At 45.4% G+C, this 20,516-nt stretch carries 26 protein-coding genes; 18 read left to right on the top strand and 8 right to left on the bottom strand.

From position 1 onward, the window contains the following. The coding region (locus tag ICN39_RS10575; RefSeq protein ID WP_216234057.1) for an IS3 family transposase at positions 1–95 on the top strand (95 nt) is incomplete at its 5' end. A gap of 64 nt (positions 96–159) precedes the next feature. Here ICN39_RS10575 and adk read toward each other — a convergent pair. The 6 genes from adk to ICN39_RS10545 all read right to left on the bottom strand — a co-directional run bounded on the left by adk (position 160) and on the right by ICN39_RS10545 (position 4,194). After that, entirely contained in the window at positions 160–825 is a 666-nt protein-coding gene (adk, locus tag ICN39_RS10570) for an adenylate kinase (RefSeq protein WP_216234055.1), read from the bottom strand. A gap of 114 nt (positions 826–939) precedes the next feature. Continuing rightward, positions 940–1,704: a 3-deoxy-manno-octulosonate cytidylyltransferase gene (gene kdsB / locus ICN39_RS10565; RefSeq protein WP_216234054.1), complete on the bottom strand. Its 765-nt coding sequence runs from the start codon at positions 1,702–1,704 to the stop codon at positions 940–942. 20 nt (positions 1,705–1,724) lie between these two features. Further along, positions 1,725–1,904, bottom strand: coding sequence for a Trm112 family protein (locus tag ICN39_RS10560; protein WP_072583288.1), 180 nt, complete (start codon positions 1,902–1,904; stop codon positions 1,725–1,727). A 60-nt stretch (positions 1,905–1,964) separates the two neighbouring features. Then, the gene (gene lpxK / locus ICN39_RS10555; protein WP_216234053.1) at positions 1,965–3,056 is read right to left on the bottom strand and encodes a tetraacyldisaccharide 4'-kinase; all 1,092 of its coding nucleotides are present in this window, start codon (positions 3,054–3,056) and stop codon (positions 1,965–1,967) included. Between the two features lie 26 nt (positions 3,057–3,082). Then, positions 3,083–3,547, bottom strand: coding sequence for a biopolymer transporter ExbD (locus ICN39_RS10550; protein WP_216234050.1), 465 nt, complete (start codon positions 3,545–3,547; stop codon positions 3,083–3,085). Beyond that, complete coding sequence (locus tag ICN39_RS10545) at positions 3,544–4,194, bottom strand: MotA/TolQ/ExbB proton channel family protein (protein ID WP_216234049.1); 651 nt, start codon at positions 4,192–4,194, stop codon at positions 3,544–3,546. Before ICN39_RS10545 ends, ICN39_RS10550 begins: the two co-directional genes overlap by 4 nt. Positions 4,195–4,507: 313 nt before the next feature. On the opposite strand from ICN39_RS10545, the gene xseA reads away from it, so the two are divergent. The 3 genes from xseA to ICN39_RS10530 all read left to right on the top strand — a co-directional run bounded on the left by xseA (position 4,508) and on the right by ICN39_RS10530 (position 9,256). After that, positions 4,508–5,728, top strand: a complete 1,221-nt coding sequence (gene xseA / locus ICN39_RS10540) for an exodeoxyribonuclease VII large subunit (protein WP_216234048.1) — start codon at positions 4,508–4,510, stop codon at positions 5,726–5,728. A gap of 49 nt (positions 5,729–5,777) precedes the next feature. Next, a complete protein-coding gene (locus tag ICN39_RS10535; RefSeq protein WP_216234046.1) occupies positions 5,778–7,766 on the top strand; it encodes a hypothetical protein in 1,989 nt (662 codons plus the stop codon). 434 nt (positions 7,767–8,200) lie between these two features. Continuing rightward, positions 8,201–9,256: a GSU2403 family nucleotidyltransferase fold protein gene (locus ICN39_RS10530; protein WP_370623736.1), complete on the top strand. Its 1,056-nt coding sequence runs from the start codon at positions 8,201–8,203 to the stop codon at positions 9,254–9,256. 14 nt (positions 9,257–9,270) lie between these two features. Here ICN39_RS10530 and murB read toward each other — a convergent pair whose 3' ends face one another. Continuing rightward, positions 9,271–10,308: a UDP-N-acetylmuramate dehydrogenase gene (gene murB / locus ICN39_RS10525; protein ID WP_216234044.1), complete on the bottom strand. Its 1,038-nt coding sequence runs from the start codon at positions 10,306–10,308 to the stop codon at positions 9,271–9,273. A gap of 127 nt (positions 10,309–10,435) precedes the next feature. On the opposite strand from murB, the gene ICN39_RS10520 reads away from it, so the two are divergent. The 13 genes from ICN39_RS10520 (at position 10,436) to ICN39_RS10460 (ending at position 18,577) form a co-directional block, all read left to right on the top strand. Next, positions 10,436–10,921, top strand: coding sequence for a YajQ family cyclic di-GMP-binding protein (locus tag ICN39_RS10520; RefSeq protein ID WP_072583283.1), 486 nt, complete (start codon positions 10,436–10,438; stop codon positions 10,919–10,921). Positions 10,922–11,213: 292 nt separating this feature from the next. Further along, positions 11,214–11,495 carry a hypothetical protein gene (locus ICN39_RS10515; RefSeq protein WP_216234059.1) on the top strand — a complete coding sequence of 94 codons (282 nt, stop codon included), beginning with the start codon at positions 11,214–11,216 and terminating at the stop codon, positions 11,493–11,495. After that, entirely contained in the window at positions 11,492–11,905 is a 414-nt protein-coding gene (locus ICN39_RS10510) for a type II toxin-antitoxin system PemK/MazF family toxin (protein WP_216234042.1), read from the top strand. Before ICN39_RS10515 ends, ICN39_RS10510 begins: the two co-directional genes overlap by 4 nt. Before the next feature lie 74 nt (positions 11,906–11,979). Beyond that, a complete protein-coding gene (gene xerD / locus ICN39_RS10505; protein ID WP_216234040.1) occupies positions 11,980–12,903 on the top strand; it encodes a site-specific tyrosine recombinase XerD in 924 nt (307 codons plus the stop codon). A gap of 178 nt (positions 12,904–13,081) precedes the next feature. Next, on the top strand, positions 13,082–13,714 hold the full coding sequence (gene plsY, locus ICN39_RS10500) for a glycerol-3-phosphate 1-O-acyltransferase PlsY (protein WP_216234038.1): 633 nt from the start codon (positions 13,082–13,084) through the stop codon (positions 13,712–13,714). A 44-nt stretch (positions 13,715–13,758) separates the two neighbouring features. Continuing rightward, a complete protein-coding gene (locus tag ICN39_RS10495) occupies positions 13,759–14,130 on the top strand; it encodes an MAPEG family protein (RefSeq protein ID WP_216234036.1) in 372 nt (123 codons plus the stop codon). Between the two features lie 51 nt (positions 14,131–14,181). After that, positions 14,182–14,934, top strand: a complete 753-nt coding sequence (gene folE, locus ICN39_RS10490) for a GTP cyclohydrolase I (RefSeq protein WP_216234034.1) — start codon at positions 14,182–14,184, stop codon at positions 14,932–14,934. Between the two features lie 4 nt (positions 14,935–14,938). Then, on the top strand, positions 14,939–15,877 hold the full coding sequence (locus tag ICN39_RS10485; protein WP_216234030.1) for a hypothetical protein: 939 nt from the start codon (positions 14,939–14,941) through the stop codon (positions 15,875–15,877). Continuing rightward, entirely contained in the window at positions 15,874–16,104 is a 231-nt protein-coding gene (locus ICN39_RS10480) for a hypothetical protein (RefSeq protein WP_216234028.1), read from the top strand. Before ICN39_RS10485 ends, ICN39_RS10480 begins: the two co-directional genes overlap by 4 nt. Positions 16,105–16,330: 226 nt before the next feature. Then, positions 16,331–16,639: a high-potential iron-sulfur protein gene (locus tag ICN39_RS10475; protein ID WP_215359138.1), complete on the top strand. Its 309-nt coding sequence runs from the start codon at positions 16,331–16,333 to the stop codon at positions 16,637–16,639. 136 nt (positions 16,640–16,775) lie between these two features. After that, positions 16,776–17,381, top strand: coding sequence for a helix-turn-helix domain-containing protein (locus tag ICN39_RS10470; protein WP_216234026.1), 606 nt, complete (start codon positions 16,776–16,778; stop codon positions 17,379–17,381). 4 nt (positions 17,382–17,385) lie between these two features. Beyond that, complete coding sequence (locus ICN39_RS10465) at positions 17,386–17,970, top strand: PIN domain-containing protein (protein WP_216234024.1); 585 nt, start codon at positions 17,386–17,388, stop codon at positions 17,968–17,970. 64 nt (positions 17,971–18,034) lie between these two features. Continuing rightward, positions 18,035–18,577 carry an HPP family protein gene (locus tag ICN39_RS10460; RefSeq protein ID WP_216234023.1) on the top strand — a complete coding sequence of 181 codons (543 nt, stop codon included), beginning with the start codon at positions 18,035–18,037 and terminating at the stop codon, positions 18,575–18,577. 27 nt (positions 18,578–18,604) lie between these two features. Here the strand turns inward: ICN39_RS10460 and ICN39_RS10455 are convergent, their stop codons facing one another. After that, positions 18,605–18,754 carry a hypothetical protein gene (locus tag ICN39_RS10455; RefSeq protein ID WP_216234015.1) on the bottom strand — a complete coding sequence of 50 codons (150 nt, stop codon included), beginning with the start codon at positions 18,752–18,754 and terminating at the stop codon, positions 18,605–18,607. 247 nt (positions 18,755–19,001) lie between these two features. On the opposite strand from ICN39_RS10455, the gene ICN39_RS10450 reads away from it, so the two are divergent. Beyond that, entirely contained in the window at positions 19,002–20,516 is a 1,515-nt protein-coding gene (locus ICN39_RS10450; protein ID WP_216234014.1) for a mannose-1-phosphate guanylyltransferase/mannose-6-phosphate isomerase, read from the top strand.

Here is a 20,516-nt window from a genome sequence, read left to right as displayed (position 1 = left end):
AATACATCCACTACTACAACCATGATCGGATCAAACAAAAACTAAAGGGATTGAGCCCGGTTCATTACCGAACTCAATCCCTTCTGGTAACCTAACAAAACTGTCCAACTTTTGTGGGTCAGTTCACAATGCAGTCCTTTTTTACTAATGCGAATTGAATTACTTCAGTTCAGCAAAAATAGAGGCGGTAATGTCTTCAACACTACCAGTGCCGCTTACCTTGCGATACGCTGGTGCCTTTACCTTGTCTGCTGAGTTAGTTTGCGTAGCCCATGAGGAGTAGTACTCCACTAATGGACGGGTTTGGTCGTCATAAACCTGAAGACGCTTACGAACAGTTGCTTCTTTGTCATCGTCACGCTGAATGAGATCGTCGCCAGTCACATCATCTTTACCTGCAACTTTTGGCGGGTTGTATTTGATGTGATAAGTACGGCCAGAGGCAGGGTGAACACGACGTCCGCTCATACGATCGATGATGGCATCAAATGGCACATCGATTTCTAAAACATAATCAATGGGAACGCCAGCATCTTTCATGGCTTGTGCTTGAGGAATGGTTCTTGGAAAACCATCAAACAAATAACCCTTGCTGCAATCAGGTTGAGTCAAACGATCTTTAACCAGGCCGATGATGATGTCATCAGATACAAGGCCACCTGCATCCATAATTTTTTTGGCTGCAATACCGAGTTCAGTTCCTGCTTTCACAGCAGCGCGCAACATATCGCCAGTGGAAATTTGTGGAATAGCAAATTTTTCGCAAATAAACTGAGCTTGTGTGCCTTTTCCAGCACCTGGTGCACCGAGCAGAATCAACCGCATTGTTTTCCCCTTAGAAGAGCTGTCATTGTCCCGTATTTTGTCGGGATCTTAGAAACCTATTGCCTAGGATTATCCCCGAGAAGCTCCAAACTACTGAGGTTTTAACGTATTAGCTTAGGAGCTAGCCAGTAACTGGCGCACTCTTTCGAGGTCCTCTGGGGTGTCGACCCCAGCAGGCGGGGCTTCAGAGGCGGTATGAACGGCTATGCGATAACCATTCCAGAGGGCGCGTAGCTGTTCTAAAGCTTCAGCCTGCTCTGGAGGTGCTGGCTCTAGACGGGTGTAGGCCTGTAAAAAGTCAGCCCTATAGGCATAGATCCCCAGATGGCGTAAATGCTCGATTTTTTGGTTTGTCTGAGGATCTCTCACAAATGGAATCGGCGCTCTGGAAAAGTAGAGCGCTTCACCGGAGCGGTTAAGAACCACTTTCACCACATTGGGATTATTGATCTCTGTGGCATCGGTAATCGGTACGGCAACTGTGGAGATAGCACACTCTTGATGCTTAGCCAAAGTGCTGGCAACTTGATTGATTAATTCAGGTGGAATGAGTGGCTCATCGCCTTGCACATTCACAATCAATGCATTGCTAGGTAGCTTCAGTAGCTGCGCAACTTCTGCAATGCGGTCGGTTCCGGTTGGATGTTCTGCGCTAGTGAGTAAGCAATCAATACGGTGCTCATCACATGCAGCTTGTATCTCTGGTGAATCCGTTGCCACTACAACGCTTTGTGCGAGTGATTGCTTGGCGCGTTCAGCCACGCGAATCACCATCGGTTTGCCACCGATGTCGGCTAGAGGCTTTCTCGGTAAACGAGTGGATCCCAGGCGAGCTGGAATCACCACTAAAAAATCAGGAGCTTTAGAGTCAGCGTTCATTGAGATTGAGTGGTCAATACTTAAGCGATTTCATCAGCGCTAAGGCTGCGTGCTTCTTCAACCAGCATTACCGGCACATCATCCCGAATCGGGTAAGCCAAGCGATCGGCTTTGCAAATGAGCTCATGTTTCTCGGCGTTTAAATGTAATTGGCTTTTGCACAAAGGGCAAACCAAAATATTGAGCAGTCGTTTATCCATGATTTCTTTAATGGTGATCTAAATAGGGGATGACACAGTGTAGTGCTATGTAAGCTAAATCTACAAGGTGTAGCGATAAGGACTGGGTCTTTGCAGGATCGATTGCAGCCAGTCAGCCAGGCTATCCGGGAGGGCGAGAGTCATTGGTACCACCCAAATACGTTCATCTGTAATGGCTGCGCATTTCACAGCATCCTTTTCGGTAATGAGGATGCATTGCGCATTGATCTTCTCAAAGAACTCGGGGGTATACGTCGCATGATCCGGCAAAGGAATCGATTTAGCGGCAATGCCCTGTTTGAGTAGATCATCAAAAAAGCGCTGTGGATTACCCAGGGCGGCAACAGCGGTAATTTTGTTTGGTAGATAGCTGTCCGCAATTTGAGCAAGCGTCTGCGTATTTACGGGATTGGTCAATTGATAGGCATTTCCCAAATTACCCAAGAGCGAGAATGCGCGACGGCCTAAAAAGTATTCGTCTTGAGGACCAAGCTTAGATTCAAGACCTTTTGCTTTCCCAGTAAAGAGCGTGGCATCGCGTTCACGTGTGGCGGGTTCGCGCAATGGGCCGGCAGGAAGTAAAAAGCGATTGCCTTCACCGCGTCCATCACGAACCACAAGTTCGATATCGCGACCACCTTCACGAGCAGGCCAGCGTGCTAAGCCAGTGTGCTGCAAGCCATCATCACTAATGATGACGTTTACATTAGGCGAATGCTTCAGCAAAGCCCCAATACTTTTTTGACGCTTTGGAAAAACCCAAATCGGAAATTGATCATGTGTACGCTTTGCAATCAAGACCGGTTCGTCGCCAACAAGGGTAGGGTCAGAATCGCTGCGTACTTGTAGGGGTGTTATTTGCGAAGAAGATCCATAGCCCCGGCTAATAATTCCAGGCCTCCATCCAAGGTGACTAAGGCGTTCTGCTAGAGCGATCACGATAGGCGTCTTGCCAGTTCCGCCTACGCGAATATTGCCTACAATAATGACTGGTACTGGAGCGGGCTGTTGCTTTACTAAGCCCGTATCCAGAATTAACTTGCGTATGCGTATCACCAAGCCATAAAGCCAAGAGAGTGGCCATAGCAATAAGCTAGTGGGGCCACGCCTTTCCCAAAACTTAGGCGCTTTACGGAAAAAAGAAAAGGACATGAAAAATATTTTTCTTTGTTCTGAAGTTATTTTTTGGTTTGACTGCTAAAGACAATGTTGGAGAGGTTGGCATCACGTGCCGCCTCCAGTGCGCTCATCACAGCTTGGTGAGGCGCTTTGGCATCGGCATCAATATTGACTTGTAGAGAGCTGGTACCTTCCTTTTGACTGCTTTGTCCATTTAGCTGAGTTAATGTATTGCTGAGTAGTGATCGATCTACCACTTTGCCATTCACTGCGAAGCGGCCATCGCGACTGACTGCAATATGAATTTGCTTGACCTCTGCTTGGCTCTCATTGCCATTAGCAGTGGGTAAAGTAATGGCTAACTCTTGATAACGTGTGAATGTCGTAGAGATCATCAAAAAGATTAAGACTACCAACAACACATCAATAAAAGGAATCAGATTGATTTCTGGTTCTACAGGTGTAGCACTACCCCCGAGAGAAAATCTTCTCTTAGCTCGTGGGTGTGTTTCTAGCCAACTCATTTTGAAATGTCAACAGCGTCGTTTGGATAAAGTTTCTTAAACAGTTGACGAGTAAATTCTTCACATTCACGTTGACGTTGATTGGCCATTGCGCGCAAACCACGCCAAGCAGCTAATGCAGGAATAGCAATCAATAGTCCAAATGCCGTGTTGTACAAAGCAACTGATATACCGTGGGCCAATTGTTGCGGACTGCCAGCAGCACCATTAATCGCGCCTTGGCTGCCAAAGATTTCAATCATGCCCACGACAGTGCCAAATAAACCTAATAGCGGAGCGACTGTGGCGATCGTGGCAAGCGCACCAAGATAGCGGTCCAACTTTAGCCAAGTGCTTTGTGCGGTCACTTGTAGCTCCTCCAGTGCGGCATCAGCATTACTGCCAGATAACTTCTCTCTCAGTGCGCATGCCAATAAAGGGCTTGCAGGAGAAAGGTTGGCCAATTCCCCAATCTGCTGCTCAGAAACGTTGGATTTGTTCCCAACCAACTGATTTGCAAGAGAAAAGACGCTTTCCAGGCAATTTTTGGGGAATATGTGCGTTTGACGTAGATACCAGCAACGCTCTAAGGCGATCGCTAAGCCCAATATGGAAATGATGAGGAGGGGCCAAATAGGCCAGCCAGCGGATAGTAAGATGGAGTACATAAGCTCAGTACTTTAGCTGAATTAAAAAGCCTGTTTGGGAAAGCTAGCCTGTGGATAACTCTGTGCAAAACTTTTTTGAGTTTGCTCTGTAAGTCCTTGATAGATGGTTGGCTGGGTTTTATATTGGCTCAAATCGAATTTATTGGACTAATTAATTCCTATATAAATCAATGGCTTGTATTTTAGATGTTGGATTTATGAGACGTTTTGGGTCAGTAATTACTTACTTATAAGCATGAAACCTAAAGTGAATCTGTATCTGTGGATATTTATTGGCGCCTAAGCCAGATGGTTGTGAGATTAAAGAGAAAAAATGTCGGAAATATCAAGGGAAATTCTGAGTGTTGGCGATCTAAACCGCGCCATTGCTGCCTCTTTAGAGGATCGTTTCGATACGGTCTGGGTGAGCGGGGAGATTTCTAACTTCAAGGCTTATGACAGCGGGCATTGGTATTTCTCATTAAAAGACGCAGAAGGTCAGATTCGTTGCGTCATGTTCCGTGGTCGGAATGGCCAGGTTGGGTTTATGCCGCAATCGGGGGATTTGGTAGAAGTCAGCGCCAGCCTAGGCATGTATGTCCCTCGTGGGGATATTCAGCTCACGATTCAGACTTTGCGTCGCGCTGGCATGGGCGGTCTATATGAAGCCTTCTTAAAGTTGAAGGCCAAACTCGCCAAAGAAGGTTTGTTTGATGATGAGCGCAAACGCGAGATACCAACGCATCCGCGATCAATCGGCATCATCACATCACCGCAAGCGGCAGCACTTAAAGATGTATTGAGTACTTTAGCGAGAAGAGCGCCGCATATTCCGATTGTGATTTACCCAACCTTGGTTCAAGGCCCTGATGCACCCGCCGGAATTATTGCCGCACTCAAAGCTGCTGAAAAAGAACAAGCGGTGGATGTCATTTTGTTAGTCCGCGGTGGTGGCAGTATTGAAGATCTCTGGGCATTTAATGATGAACAACTTGCTTATGCGATTGCAGATTCATCTATTCCAGTAGTGAGCGGTGTTGGACATGAAACCGATTTCACTATTGCGGATTTTGTTGCAGACTTACGGGCCCCAACACCAACTGGCGCTGCTGAGTTAGCGGCACCACGCCGAGATCAAATGTTACAAGAGCTTGACGCCATCATGCAGGCTTTGCTCCAACGTATTAACCAACGAGTTGAGCGCGAGGCACAAACATTAGATCAACTAGCGCTTCGCTTGAGTCATGCCTTGCCTAATCCAGATCGGATGAGGGAGCAAATTCAAGGGTGGCAGCAACGCCTGAATCAGGCCTGGTTTGTACGTATGGAAAATTGGAAGCGCAATCAATCCCACCATCAATCCCAACTAGAGATGCTCAATCCGCAGCGGACATTAGAGCGTGGTTATGCAGTCATTCTGAGTAAAAACAAAGAAGAGTTACATGCGGTGCGCAAGCCTTCGGAGTTGACTGTAAGCAATAGCTACCAAATACGTTTAGCCGAGGGGCAGGCAGACGTAGAATTTTCAGAAGTAAATCCAGTGGAAACCAAATAGTATGCAGCGACTAATCCTAAGGTTGATTACATTAACGTGCACATCATTCTTGATTGCCATACTGATGGGTTGCCCGAGCAGTGGTTCTGGTAATAGCACTGTCATTAATGGTGTAGTGAGTTCGGGTGGGGGTTCAACACCGATCGCTATTGGTGGAGCCACAGTTACGATTTACCAAATTCAGTCTGGTACGCCATCGGTTGTGACTCAAACCACTTCAGATAGCGCCGGTAATTTTTCTGTCAAAGTACCCAGCAATTCTGCTAATACAAGCAGCAATCCGATTACTTACTATGCGGTAGCTAGCAAATCTCCAAGCATCCAGTTAATGGCAAGCTTAGGGACGGGGCCGTTATCTGCAGTGCGCATTAATGAGCTCACTACCGTGGCATCTGCTTATGCCTTCGCGCAATTATTTCGCGATGACTATTCAGTAGCCGGTAGTGCTCTGCCATTGAGTATTGCTGCGGGAATGGCGGAGAATTTAGTTTCGGCAGAATCTGGCTCTGCATCTACAGTCATTCAGACTTCGCCTAACGGTTATGAAACCAATACCTGGAGTGCGCTTGGCACTTTGGCCAATGTCTTGGCGGGATGCACTCAGGGTATCGCAAATGCCTGTACTAATTTATTTGCTCTAACACCTGCTGCAAGTGGAGTTACTCCAACAACGACTTTGCAGGCGGTTGTGAATATCGCCTTAAATCCTGCGGTCAATGTAAGCGGTATCTATAACTTGGGTAGTGTTGTAACTAGTTATTCGCCTGCACTGAACGCTAGCCAGGGGCCAAATTCTTCAGCGCCTTTGCAAAAGCTTGATGCTTGGACTATGGCGGTCAAGGTCAATAACACCGGTAGCAGCAGCTGTCCTTTTGGCGGTCCAGCTAATGTGACGTTTGATGCCAATGGTTATGCATGGATTAATAACAATGTCATTCAAGGAACACCAAACTCTACAAATTGCTTAGTGGTTCTCAAGCCGAATGGTCAGCCAGCCAATGGAATTGCTAATGGATCTACTTCGACTCCCACATCACCCATTACCGGCGGCGGCATTTTAGGCTCTGGCTTTGGAATAGCAATTGATAAGCTTGGATATATTTGGTCGGGTAGTTTTGGTTGGGGTAATAATCTTCCGACTAATGGAGCAGTAGCAAAGCTTTCTTCGCTTGGCGTACCTATTTCTCCTGCTGCTGGATATACCTCGGGATTGTTGAGAGTGCAGGGCACTGCAGTAGATCAATCAAATAATATTTGGATGGCGAGCTACGGTAACAATGCTGTCGTTGTTTATCCCAATCAGACTACTAATCCTGTTAGTTATGTAGATAGCAATACAGAGCCTTTTGGCATGGCGATCACTACTGACGGATATGCGTGGGTCACCTATACAGGGTCGGATACGGTTTCTAAAATGCGCTATAGCAATGGCGGCATCTCTAAATTATTTACAGTCATGCTGCCTAGCGGTAGCAACCCAAAAGGTGTGGCCGTAGATTCGCTCGGTAATGCTTGGGTTGCAGCAGGCTCCACTTCTACGGTTTATGCGATTAACTCCAGTGGCACGATTGTGGGGGCATATACAGGGCAAGGCATCAATGGCCCATGGGGTATTTCATTGGATGCCAAGGGAAATGTTTGGGTTGCTAACTTTGGCACTTCATCCGCTAGCGCGCGTTATGGCATCGTGCAACTCTGTGGTGCGACATCAAACTGTCCATCAGGCGTAGCAATGGGTACTGCGATTACTCCTAGCACTGGCTACACCCTCCCATCTGCAGGTAGCCAGGTCCTACTGAATTCTGGGCAACCTTTATACGGAACAGGCGCACCCCCATCCTACTTACCCTTGATGCGATTGACTTCAGTAAATACAGATATGGCCGGTAATGTTTGGGCTGCGAATAATTGGAAGCCAAGCGCTTTTAATGATGTAAACCTAAATGATGCCAATCCTGGTGGTGATGGCATGGTGATATTTGTTGGGGTTGCTGCTCCAGCCAAAGCGCCAAGTCTGGGTCCAGCACAAGCGCCATAATTTTTTTGGTTTTATTAGTATTTGGGGTGGAAATTAATACGTGATTTGCAAGCGCAGATTAATTTTTGCCCCCGCTTCAATCTGCTAGCCTTTGGTAATGGCAGTTGAGCTTCCAAATAAAATGACAATGCTGTTTGAAGTGCATCAACCGCATGTTTTAGGGCGTCAGATTTATTTCTTCCGAAAGTAATCGCCTCTGGAATGTCAATGAATGTCACCAGAATCTTGGGACCATTTTTAGTTAATACCGCTGGATATCTCAATGAGGACTTTTATCTTAAAAATGAGCTTATCTAGATTTATCCAAAAATCTTTAACCTTATTAAATGATGGTTCTAGATATGGAACAAAAGGCTATATTAACAGTCTAAATGACCTTGTAAGCCATGCAGGAAAATGGTTATTATACAAATAATTTATTGTATAATAACAACGTGAGTACCAAGCTATATGAACCACTTTCCTTGTCCGCTCAAACGGCTTATGCCGAACTGCAGGATCAATTACGCATTCAAAATATTGATCAATTTAAAGAATTGCCGGGTGCATTTCACAAGCAGGTTCAAAAAGGTAAAGCCTATATTTATTACGGCTATCGTGATATTGATGGCGTAGGTCGTATGGCTTACGTAGGTCCTGAAGATCAGCGCGTGACTCACCTCATTGAAAAATATCAAGCTTTGAAGACGGGAGATTATTTAAGTAGGATTAAAGGGTTGGCACAATCTGCGGAGGTGCTTGGCTGTGGGTCTGCGTTAACTAAGCACTTTCGCGTAGTGAATCGTTTGCGGCAGTATGGTTTTTTTAGTGCCGGTGGGATATTAATTGGGACACATGCATTTCTTGCTATGGGAAATATGTTGGGTGTGAAATGGTTATCATCTAATACAACAATGGATGTAGATTTTGCCCATGCGGGAAAAAATGTTTCAATTGCGCTGGGTGCAAATGTGAAAATCTCGGTGCACGATGCTTTAAATTCCTTGGAGATGGGGCTGTTGCCAATTGCTGAGTTTTCAGGAAAAACAGGCGCACAATATCGAAATCCTAAGGACCCAGAGTTGCGACTAGATTTTGTAACTCCACAAACTAGAAGTGGTGGGCCGGTAGTGTTGCCTGAATTGGGTCTGACTCTGGAATGCCTAAAATTTATGGAGTTTTCCCTGGTAAGTACCACGCAGGCTGTTCTCTTATCTAAGGGGGGTGGCGCTTGTATTGTGAATATCCCGGCCCCTGAGCGCTACGCAATACATAAGTTAATTGTTTATGGGGAGCGTCCTATTAATGAGCGTGTAAAAGCAAACAAGGACTTGGGTCAAGCTGCAGCAATTTTCAAAGTGCTATTTGATGGAGGTAATGGTGATTTAGTGAGACAGGCATGGACTGATGCAATTTCACGTGGTCCTGGTTGGGTAAGGCGTTTAAACCAAGGTAAGACTGCATTGCTAAAGCAGTATCCAGAACTATTAGATCTAGCAAATGTGAGATAGATTTTAAATCTAGCTCAGAAAATATTTGGCTCAATCTGTAAACTGACTCCAAACTCTGCGCGTACTTTGTCTTGTATGCATTTAGCAAGACCAAGAATGTCTTGAGCACTACCGCCACCATGATTGACTAGCACCAGTGCTTGGTTTTCATAAACGCCGACCAAGCCCATGCGCTGACCCTTAAAACCACATTGATCAATAAGCCATCCAGCCGCCAGCTTGCGCTTGCCTGGTTCATCGGGATATGACACTAGGTCAGCATGGGATTGGAGCAAAGTTTCATATTGTTCATTTGGAACAATCGGATTCTGAAAGAAGCTGCCTGCATTGCCGATCACTTTCGGGTCAGGCAATTTATATGTACGGATCTTACAAACTGCTAGGAAAATTTCTTCTGCACTGGGATTGGAGTTTTTAGCAAATTGTTTTGCTAAATCCGCGTAATGAATGCGTGCATTCCAGCTCTTGGGGATTCTAAAAACGACCTTTGTCACAATAAAGCGCTGGGGATTTTGCTTGAAGTAGCTATCGCGATAAGCAAAGTGGCAGGCCTCTTTTGCGAGGGTGACAAAGGCATGATCTTTTGTATCAAAGGCTTCGATACGATCGATGTAATCGCCGATTTCAACACCGTAAGCGCCAATGTTTTGAATTGGTGCTGCTCCAACGGTTCCAGGGATGAGCGCTAAGTTTTCTAAACCGGGTAGATCATTCTCTAGGGTCCAAGCAACAAGTTCATGCCAATTCACGCCACCACCGACAGCTAAAAGGGTGGCACTCGCATCGCTGGCAATAATTTCTTGTCCGGCAATGTTCATGAGAAGGGTAGCCCCCGGCAGCTTGGCTGGGAGAATGACATTGCTGCCTCCACCCAAAACACGCCATGCTAGTTTTTGAGCAGCAATATCGGAGATGACTCCCGGAATTTGCTCGGACGCGGTAATTTCGTAGGCTAGCTCTGCATTGGCGTCAAAGCCAAAGGTATTGCGCTGCTTCAAGCCCAAATTGGGTATTGATTTTGCTGCTTGGGGCGCATTTTGAGCACGGTTCATGCCACAATCTTATTCGTAAAAGAATCTAGCGCATATTTTTTGGGGTGCAAAACTTGTAAGAGTCGCCAAAATATCTAGAAAATATGAAGATTGCTTGAATATTTACCAAAATACATAGGGAGTAAAAATGCCAACATTTGACGTAGTTTGCGAGCCGGACATGATTGAACTCAAAAATGCTGTTGAGCAATCTAATAAAGAAATTACTAATCGTTTTGACTTTAAGGGCTCCGATAGCCGTGTAGAGCAAAAGGATGAAACTTTAATCTTGTTTGGCGATGACGACTTTAAATTAGGCCAAGTGCGTGATGTGTTGATTAGCAAAATGGCTAAGCGCAATGTGGACGTGCGTTATCTCAAAGATGACAAAACAGAAACTATTGGTAGCGACAAGCGCAAACAGACCATGAAGATCCAAAAGGGTATTACTTCAGACCTGGCTAAAAAAGTAGTGCGCATCATTAAAGATAGCAAGCTCAAAGTGCAAGCCAGCATTCAGGGTGATGCAGTACGCGTCACGGGTGCCAAGCGTGATGACTTGCAAGAAACGATGGCTCTATTGAAAAAAGAAGTCACCGAAGCGCCATTGGGCTTTAATAATTTCCGCGACTAAGATAAGGCTTGGGGCGCAATGAAGGCACTTAAACCCATTCCCGCCGTTGCTTGACGAAAGCAGGTTTTGGGAGGTGAATGGTGCCTTGATGGTTTTGACTCAAATAAAGTATTTAGGGTGATGAGTAAAGCTCCCATGGAGCTTTACTCGGTCATTCGAATTTAGGAGTTAATTTAATCAGACACCCAGCATTTACTGTTGACTGGGGCTAATCCTCGTGTGTTTTAGGGGTTTGAAAGTTGCCTTTGCATCAAAAATTGTATATACTCAATATATATAACAACGAGGTGCCATGATGAGAGCTTCAAACGAAAATCTATTGGTCAAATTCCGTTCTAAAGATACTCAATTTGGCGTGACTCGAACAACGGTTAAAGCAATTGCTAAAGAACTCGATGTGAATGAAACGCAGGTTATCCATATGGCCTTGTCAAAATTTGCTACGGATGTTTTGCCCTCATACGCTCCTGATGATGGCCCGTTGACAGCAAAACAAGTCTTGGCCTTACGCAAGGATGCGGCCAAGCACCTACCAAAAGGCAAGCTGCTTGCACGTGACGCGCTGTTTAAATGAGTCGTACTTGGGCGCTACCCGCGCCTGGCGATATCGTTTGGTGTTTATTTCCAGAGGTTCCCGATAGTGAACCGGGACTCAAGCCCAGGCCAGCGATTGTCCTCAATGTTGAACAACGGGATGATGGCAATCAGGTCAGCGTGGTGTATGGAACATCCCAAAATCTGAATAGGCTAAAAGTAGGTGAGGTGGCAATCACTAAAATGAATCATCCAGCCGCTTATGCGCTTGCAGGATTGGCCTACGATACAAAGTTCGATTTCAAGGTTATTGTGGATCTGCCGTGGTCTGAGCGCTACTTTAAGGTGCCCACTAGAAGTCCGCATGGCAATACGCCAAAGCTAGGCACTTTGCATGCAACGATTCTTCGTGCTGTTGAGGCAGCTTATCGTGCAGCATGCAATCGATAGCATCACAAAGATGGATGCTTTAGCGGGATCTAGATAAATAATCCCTTATGGATACCCACTAAATCTAAAGTGTTATGACAAAAAATACGCCCCCAATTTCTGTAATAAGCCAAGAGGCCATTGAGCGCTTCTGCGATGCTTGTTGGTTAGAAGATGGCTTGGCTCAAAACAGCTTATCCGCATACCGCAGAGACTTATTGTTATTGGCCCAGTGGCTATATAAAGACTCTGGAGCTGATCTGTACCGGGTGACTGAAAGAGATCTCACAGCCTATATCGCGCATCGACGTGCTGATAAAGCTACTACTGCTAATCGGCGCTTAACGGTTTTCAAACGCTTTTATCGTCACGCACTCCGCATTAATTTGGTCAAGAGTGATCCTTGTATTGGATTACGTGCCGCTAAACAAGCGCTCCGTTTTCCGAAGACATTAAGCGAAGATCAAGTCACTGCTTTACTTAATGCTCCCGACATTGAAACGCCATTAGGCCTGCGTGATCGCACCATGTTGGAGTTGATGTATGCCAGTGGCTTACGCGTTTCAGAAATCGTTTCATTAAAAACGGTTGCTCTTGGTTTGAATGAGGGTGTGGTGCGCGTAGTAAATGGTAAGGGTGGCAAAGAGCGTTTAGTTCCTTTTGGTGGTGAAGCGGGGCAGTGGTTAAGGTGCTATTTAGCAGAAGCCCGTACTCCTTTGCTAGAGGGTAAAACGACCGATGCTGTTTTTGTGGGTCGTCACACTGGCACTGGGTTAACCCGCCAGGCATTCTGGGCGCTGATTAAGCGCTACGCAACGGTAGCGAATATTCCGGTGGCGCTATCCCCCCACACCTTGCGCCATGCTTTTGCTACCCATCTGCTGAACCATGGGGCGGATTTAAGGGTGGTGCAGCTGCTTTTAGGGCATGCAGACATTTCCACTACCCAGATCTATACCCATGTGGCGAGGGAGAGGCTTAAATCCATCCATCAACAGCATCATCCTCGGGGTGCTTAATAATCTGAGTAATGCGGTGATTAGCTTCTTTTAATCCGCAAAAATTGCGGAGAATAATAGATTTTGCGGTGCCCTTAATTGTGCGCAACAGCATTTACAGCTATTCGCATTAATATTCCTTGAAGTCCTCTAGAGGGCATCTCCACTTAGCCCTTTAATAAGTGTTTAAGATAGCGGTATGGACCTTACTTTAGATCTCTTGCTTATCCCGATTGCCTATTTAATAGGCTCTATTTCTTTTGCAGTAGTGGTTAGTAAATGCATGCGCTTACCAGATCCTCACTCTTATGGTTCGGGCAATCCTGGGGCAACCAATGTGCTGCGCACCGGCAATAAATTAGCCGCAGTGCTAACTCTGATTGGTGATGCTCTAAAGGGCTACTTTGCTGTCATGCTGGCTCGAGTTTTGCTTGGCGATGATTCACTCACCTCCACCATGAACTCCTGGCTCTTATGCGGGGTAGTCATCGCGGTGTTCTTGGGCCATCTTTTCCCTATATTCCACGGCTTTAAGGGTGGCAAAGGTGTGGCAACCGCTTGCGGTATTTTGTTTGGCATTAATTGGATTTTGGGATTAGCCACACTGAGTACTTGGATTATTGTGGCCATGTTTATGCGTTACTCATCACTGGCTGCATTGGCTGCTGCGATATTTGGTCCAATCTATTTTGTTTTCTTATTCGGCTTTCAGCCGATGGGCATTGCATTACTGATCGTTTGCTTACTGCTTATTTGGCGTCATCGTAGCAATATACAAAATTTGCTAAATGGTACTGAGAGCCGCATTGGTAGTAAGAAGACTCCAAAATAAGTACTCCCACTTCTCACAAATAACTTCACTTTAATAAGGCCATCATGACTATAGCTTATGCGTGCGTTCTCTTTATGGGATTACTTCCCTACGTTGCTGCAGGTATCGCCAAAAAAGGCTTTGAAGGCTATGACAATGGCATGCCAAGACAATGGCTTGCTAAACAAACTGGCTTTAGGGCGCGCGCCAATGCGGCTCAAGCCAATATATTTGAGTCGCTCCCTTTATTCTTTGCCGCTGTCATCATTGCATCCGTAGCGCATGCCCCACAAGACAGAATTGATCTGCTAGCAATGGGCTTTGTGCTTGCGCGCATTGCGTATCTGGTTTGCTACATCGCTGACTGGCCAACGACTCGTTCCACAGTTTGGTTATTTGGCATGATTTGCGTAGTTGCCTTGTTCTTCCAGATTTAAATACAAAAAATACAAAACTTATTCTTAAAATATTCGAGACAAAAACTTTATATGCCCATTAAAAAAACACCAGCCAAAAAAGTGGCTAGTAAAGCTGTGACGAAAAAAGTAAACAGCAAAGAAGATGCTGGCACTCCTTTATCAGTAGTCATTCGTCGTCGTATTGAGGCGCAAAAAGCACGTTTTCATGCGAATGACAATATCTCTGCATTTATTAAGCCGGGTGAGCTGGAGGGTTTGGTGGATGAAGTTGCGGAGAAGATGCAGGCTGTTCTAGAAAGTCTTGTGATCGATACTAAAAATGATCACAACACTCAAAATACTAGTCGTCGTGTAGCGAAGATGTATGTCCAAGAGGTCTTTAATGGTCGCTATGTAGATCAACCGACCTTAACGAAGTTTCCGAATGTGAGCCGTTTAAATGAGCTCATGATTATTGGGCCTATTACGGTGCGTAGCGCCTGCTCCCACCACTTATGCCCCATCATGGGCCGCATCTGGATTGGAGTATTGCCAAGCAAGGAGTCTGCTTTGATTGGCCTTTCCAAATACTCACGCTTGACCGAGTGGGTAATGTGTCGCCCGCAGATTCAGGAAGAAGCGGTAGTAGAGCTAGCAGACATGCTCGAGAAAAAGATCAAACCTATTGGCGTAGCTGTCGTGATGGATGCCGATCACTTCTGCATGCAATGGCGTGGGGTTAAAGACCGCGACTCTAAGATGATCAATAGTGTCATGCGCGGCGCTTTCTTAAAAGACTCTAATTTGCGTCGTGAGTTCTTGGCTCTCATTAACCGAAAATAGGCTTGTGAAAAAACTCCTCATTCTGCTAATCGTCTCGCTGGTTGGCTGCACAGTCGGCCCCCAGCGACAGGATTACCAGATGGCTATGAGTGAAGAGGTGGAATCTCCTTTCTTTTACATTCCGGCGCTGAATCAAAAAGATTTTGCAGATCGCACTTGGATTTTGTTGGCAGAATCGAGATCAAAAATCTGGTTTTATGATCCCTACACCTTAAGCGAGGATGAAGAGGGTATTGTTGCTTTTGATGCATTCTTTTCCCCTAGGGAGAAAAATGCCTTAGCTCCGTATAACGCTACTATCGTTGGCCCTTATCGCCAAAAGATTGATTGCTTTGGCAATCACCAGTGGTCAGAAACTTTATATACCCAAAACATTATTTCTAAAGCCCCAATAGTTGGCGACACCAAGCCAGTCAATGGTTCTGGCTGGGTCAAGATTGCTCCAAGAACCGCTATGGCCTATATGCGCTCTCGCTTGTGCGGCAGAAAATTTATTGATGATCAAAATATCAATTATTTCTTGCATCAAGAAAGCTCATTACCGGCGCCGGTTGCCAAGAAGGCGCCCGTTGAAGTCTTTGATGAGAAGCTCAACAAGCAGGTAGCACTTTCCAAAGAGGATGTCGTCATCGAGTCAACCGACGCGAAGCCACCAGTTTTTTATGAGGTCATCAATAATGAAGTCACTGTCGTTGATGCTAAGAAAGGCATTCGCCAACTGAGGTTGAGCTCTTACTTGTTAAACAAGGATTTTCCAAAGCAAGCGGATTATGTGTTCACAGCCAATTGTCAGGGTAATTCGTATTCAATTACCCCTCAGGTGAGCGGTGAAAAATCCAGCAGCATAGTAGGTGTAAAAGACTCTTTAGTAGCTGTGGCATTTAATCGTGCCTGCGGCGATCACGGTGTCTATATGAAGTTATCTAGCAAGGGCGGAAGATGAGCTCAAGAATATTCTTCAAAGCAGCCCAGGCTTGCTTGGTAATCTCAATGCTGGGGATGATGATTTCCTGCGCTAGCTTTCCTTCTGAAAACCAGGATCCCGCCAAGAACAATAAGGCGACCTATAACAAGGACCTGAAAGACTGCCAAGAGGATTACCCGGAAGCGGGCTCAGGTGTGCATATTCGCCAATGGATCAATTGCATGAATCTGAAGGGCTGGAAATAGCCTCTCTTCGAAGTAACTTGTTTCTTTTTGGGCGCTGAATTTAGCCTTATCTTTCGCGGTAATCTTGCATTGCAATATTTGAGAATAATTCTCATCTATATATCTATATAAATCATGGACTTACATGGTGGCTGGATTGATTAATTCTTCTCCACTATGATCACCTTTAGTTTTTAGGGTGCATCGTTATTGCACAACATTCGCTGTTTTATTTTTTGGAGAATCCATGAAAAATAGTCGTCGCCAATTTATGATTTTGTCTGCCGCTGGTGCCTGCACATTGGCTTTGAACGGTAAAGTTCAAGCTCAAGCTATGGTTGCAGAAACTGATCCACAAGCTGCTGCATTGGGCTACAAGGCTGATGCCTCCAAGGTAGATAAAGCAAAGTACGCAAAGTACGCTGCTGGACAGCAATGCAGCAACTGTGCATTGTTCCAGGGTAAAGCTGACGCAGCTGCAGGTCCTTGCTCCTTGTTTGCAGGTAAGCAAGTTGCTGGCAAAGGCTGGTGCTCTGCTTACGCTAAGAAGGCTTAATTCAAGGCTCTTAGAGCCAATCGGCATTCCGAGGAACAAAAATGACCGCTTAGGCGGTCTTTTTTTTGCCAAAAAGGACTTCATTTAAGCGGCACTATCGTCCAAGGGTAGTCGCAGCCTGTTTCTTGCGATCATATTGAAAAACTATGCTTTAAGTACAGTTATTACATTTGTTTCACTTATTACAGTAGTTGCATTACACTACGTGCAGATCTTCAAAGAAAGATTGCAACTAGATGTCCTCACATATGGAGTAAAAATGCCTGCAACATTGGATAGAAATATTGAAGAGCCAATATTGAATGATTCAGAGTCTGAGCTTGTGCGCTCTGCTACAAGATGCATGATGATGGCGCTTGATCACTCCAAAGCTAATAAGATTGCATTGCTTACTGAAAAAGAAAATTCTATCGGAGTGGATACACCCATTTTGGAGCTGCCGCCAAAAGTGTTGCGCTTAATAGCAAATGTGCTTGGCTCTATGGCGGAGAAAAAGCCTATTTTTCTAGTGCCTCAAGGCCACTTGTTGACGACTGTTGAGGCGGCTCAAATCTTAAATGTTTCTAGGCCATTTCTTACCAAGCTTTTAAAGGACAAGAAAATAAGATTCACTATGGTGGGATCTCATAGAAGAGTGGCGTATGAGGATTTATTGGAATACAAATCTAAGATGAGGTTTGAGCAAGAGGTTGCCATGCAAGAAATGGCTGATCAAGCTCAAGAATTAAACTTAGGCTACTAAATCGATGGCGGGTACGGCGAGATACACGGCAATACTGGATGCAAATGTAATGTATCCAGTCAATGTGTTTGACATCCTTGCGCAGTTTTGTATTGAGGGTTTATTCACCGCAAAATGGTCTCAGGATATAGACGAAGAATGGACGCGAAACCTTCTTCTCGATAGAGGTGATTTAACACCAGAGCAGGTTCTGAAGAGGTGCAATAGACAAAGGGTGGCTATTCCCGACTGGGAAGTAGAAAAAGAAAAGTATCAATCTTTAATTGAGGCCCTTAATCTACCTGACATGGATGACAGACATGTTTTAGCTGCTGCAATTGCTGGGCATGCTGATAGTATTGTCACCTTCAATGTCAAAGATTTCCCAAGTCACGTATTGGATCAATACGATATTGAGGCAATTCATCCTGATGACTTTATTTGCCATCAATTGGACCTCATACCCTATCAAGCGTTAACTGCCATTAAACATATACGCTTAAGATTAAAAAATCCCCCATGCTCTGCGCAAGAATTGCTAGATAGTTATGGGAGGTCGGGGCTAATATCGACGGTGGCAAAACTAAAAGAAGCAATAGAGCTCATTTAAGCGCTCAAGAGTGTAGAAATTCAGTGTTAATGAATTACAGAATTAAAAGGGTGACTGTAGAGAAATGAAAAATACCGTTCGAAATCTGGCGAGGCACTACTCCTTTTATTTGGGTGGTGATCAACCGCTGGTGACTTGGCCTGAGCGTTTTCGTTCAGCTCTTGGGGCTTTTATAGGCCTGATGTTAGTGATCACTATCGCTATGTACCTTAGAGAGCTCAGTGGTATCGATGAATGGCTGATGGCCTCATTGGGAGCAAGCGCTTTATTGGTTTTTGTCTTGCCTGGCAGTCCAATGGCTCAGCCTTGGGCTGTTATTGCTGGCAATACCCTGTCAGCCTTGGTGGGGGTGAGTTGTGCAATTCTGTTTTCGAGCCCTTTGCTGGCTCTACCAATGGCTGCTGCACTCTCTATTTTGGGAATGTTTATGCTGCGCTGCTTGCATCCGCCAGCGGCGGCAGTGGCTTTAATTGCAGTATTGGGAGGCATAACGCATTACCGCTATGCCTTTTTCCCGGTGATGGTCGATTCAGCTCTGTTGATTTTGGCTGGGGCGGTTTACAGCAATCTGACCGGTAAACCTTACCCCAATAGGCCGCCTAAATAACAGGCAGTCCTTACTCAAGACAATTCTTTATTTGCTGATTCTGCCGGCTGCTATTGAGGCTTTGCAGTCCTTAATGGCGTAGTTTTGGTATTTGCCAGCATTTTCTTTACGAATGGATTGGCCGCATTCTGTCAAAGAGTTGCGTAAGTTAATTTTTGGGATGTTGCCTATTGTCATGGTTGACTCCGTAATAAGTGGTTTTCATTGTGAATTTAGCCCCAAGGACCCTCATTAAGATCTACGCTTTGGGCTTAATAGCGCTATCTTGCGCTGTGAATAATTCTAGTGAGTTTTTTGGGTTCAGGGGTAATCATGAGTTAAATGAAGTTAAATCCATTGTTAACCCCTAGTTTCATGAAAATAGCTGCTTAAAACCTTTAAAATCACCGGATATTTACAAAAAGCATAAATGCTTTGCTAATTGATGAGCTTAACCAAACTGTCAACTAATACCGTTATCCCAGTCATCCTTTGTGGTGGGTCTGGCACACGCCTATGGCCGTTATCTCGCGCAGGATTTCCAAAGCAGTTTTTGGTGCTGTCTGGGGATGACTCTGGCAAGAGCTTATTTCAGCAGGCGGTAGAGCGTTTAAATACGCTCTCTAAGAATGATATTGGACCCACATTAATTGTGACCAATGAAGAGCATCGCTTCTTGGTGCTTGATCAATTGCGAGAAATGCCCAGCATTAAGGCAACTTTGCTTTTAGAGCCAGAGGGGCGTAATACGGCACCAGCATTAAGCTTGGCCGCTTTGTACGCTAGCGAGCAAAAAGATAGCGGTGGCAACCCTATTGATCCGATCTTGGTCATTACACCGGCAGATCAAACAATCCAAAATGGTGCGGCGTTTACTAAAGCACTCAATGAATGTGTTGAAGTTGTAAAAGCGGATTCCAGTGCAAAGACGATTGCCATCTTAGGTATTACGGCTAGCGCCCCAGAAACGGGTTATGGCTATATTAAGAAAATGGGCCAACAAGGATCTCATGGTGAATACACTGTTGAGCAGTTTGTAGAAAAGCCTGATGCCAAGACTGCACAAAGTTATTTAGATGACGGCAATTACTTTTGGAATGGCGGCATGTTTGTGCTGCGCGCCAGCACTTGGCTTGCCGCTTTGAAGGAATTTCGTTCCGATATTTATGGTGCGACCGAGACTGCTTGGGTTGCACGTAAGGTGGATCGCGCGGGTGATACGGAGTTTGTTCGTCCCGATAAAGACATCTTTAAAACGATTCCTAGTGAATCAATTGACTACGCCGTCATTGAAAAATGTCCTGGTAATGCGAGCAGTCAGTTCAGCATCAAGATGGTGGAGCTCAATGCGGGTTGGAATGACTTGGGTGCTTGGGATGCAGTCTGGCAGGTAGGCAAAAAGGATGATCAAGGTAATGTCACATCCGGAGATACTTTGCTGAGCGATGCAAGCAATTCTTTGGTGCATGCAAGTAGTCGTTTAGTAAGTGCAGTGGGCGTGGATAACTTAGTCATCATTGAAACCGCCGATGCTGTTTTAGTTGCGCACCGCTCTAATAGTCAGGATGTAAAGCACATCGTTAATCAGCTAGAAAAACAAAAGCGTGAAGAGAAGAATCTTCATCGCAAGGTAGCAAGACCCTGGGGTTGGTATGACAGCGTGGATGAGGGTGAGCGCTTTAAGGTGAAGCGTATTCAGGTAAAACCTGGTGCTAGCTTATCCCTGCAAATGCATCATCACCGTGCAGAGCACTGGATTGTGGTTAAGGGCACTGCTGAGATTACGAATGGTGAAAAAGTCATTTTGCTCTCTGAGAATCAAAGTACGTATATTCCGCAGGGCCAAACTCATCGCCTTGCCAATCCAGGAAAAACTCCATTGGAGATCATAGAGGTTCAGTCTGGTAGTTACTTGGGTGAAGACGATATTGTCCGATTTGAAGATAACTACGGACGCTAA

Origin of the sequence: Polynucleobacter sp. AP-Reno-20A-A9 (genome assembly GCF_018882085.1) — a bacterium.
In the GTDB taxonomy this organism is placed as follows: Bacteria; Pseudomonadota; Gammaproteobacteria; order Burkholderiales; family Burkholderiaceae; genus Polynucleobacter.
The sequence above is the reverse complement of the archived record's forward strand: the minus strand, read 5'-3'. Positions and strand labels throughout refer to the sequence as shown.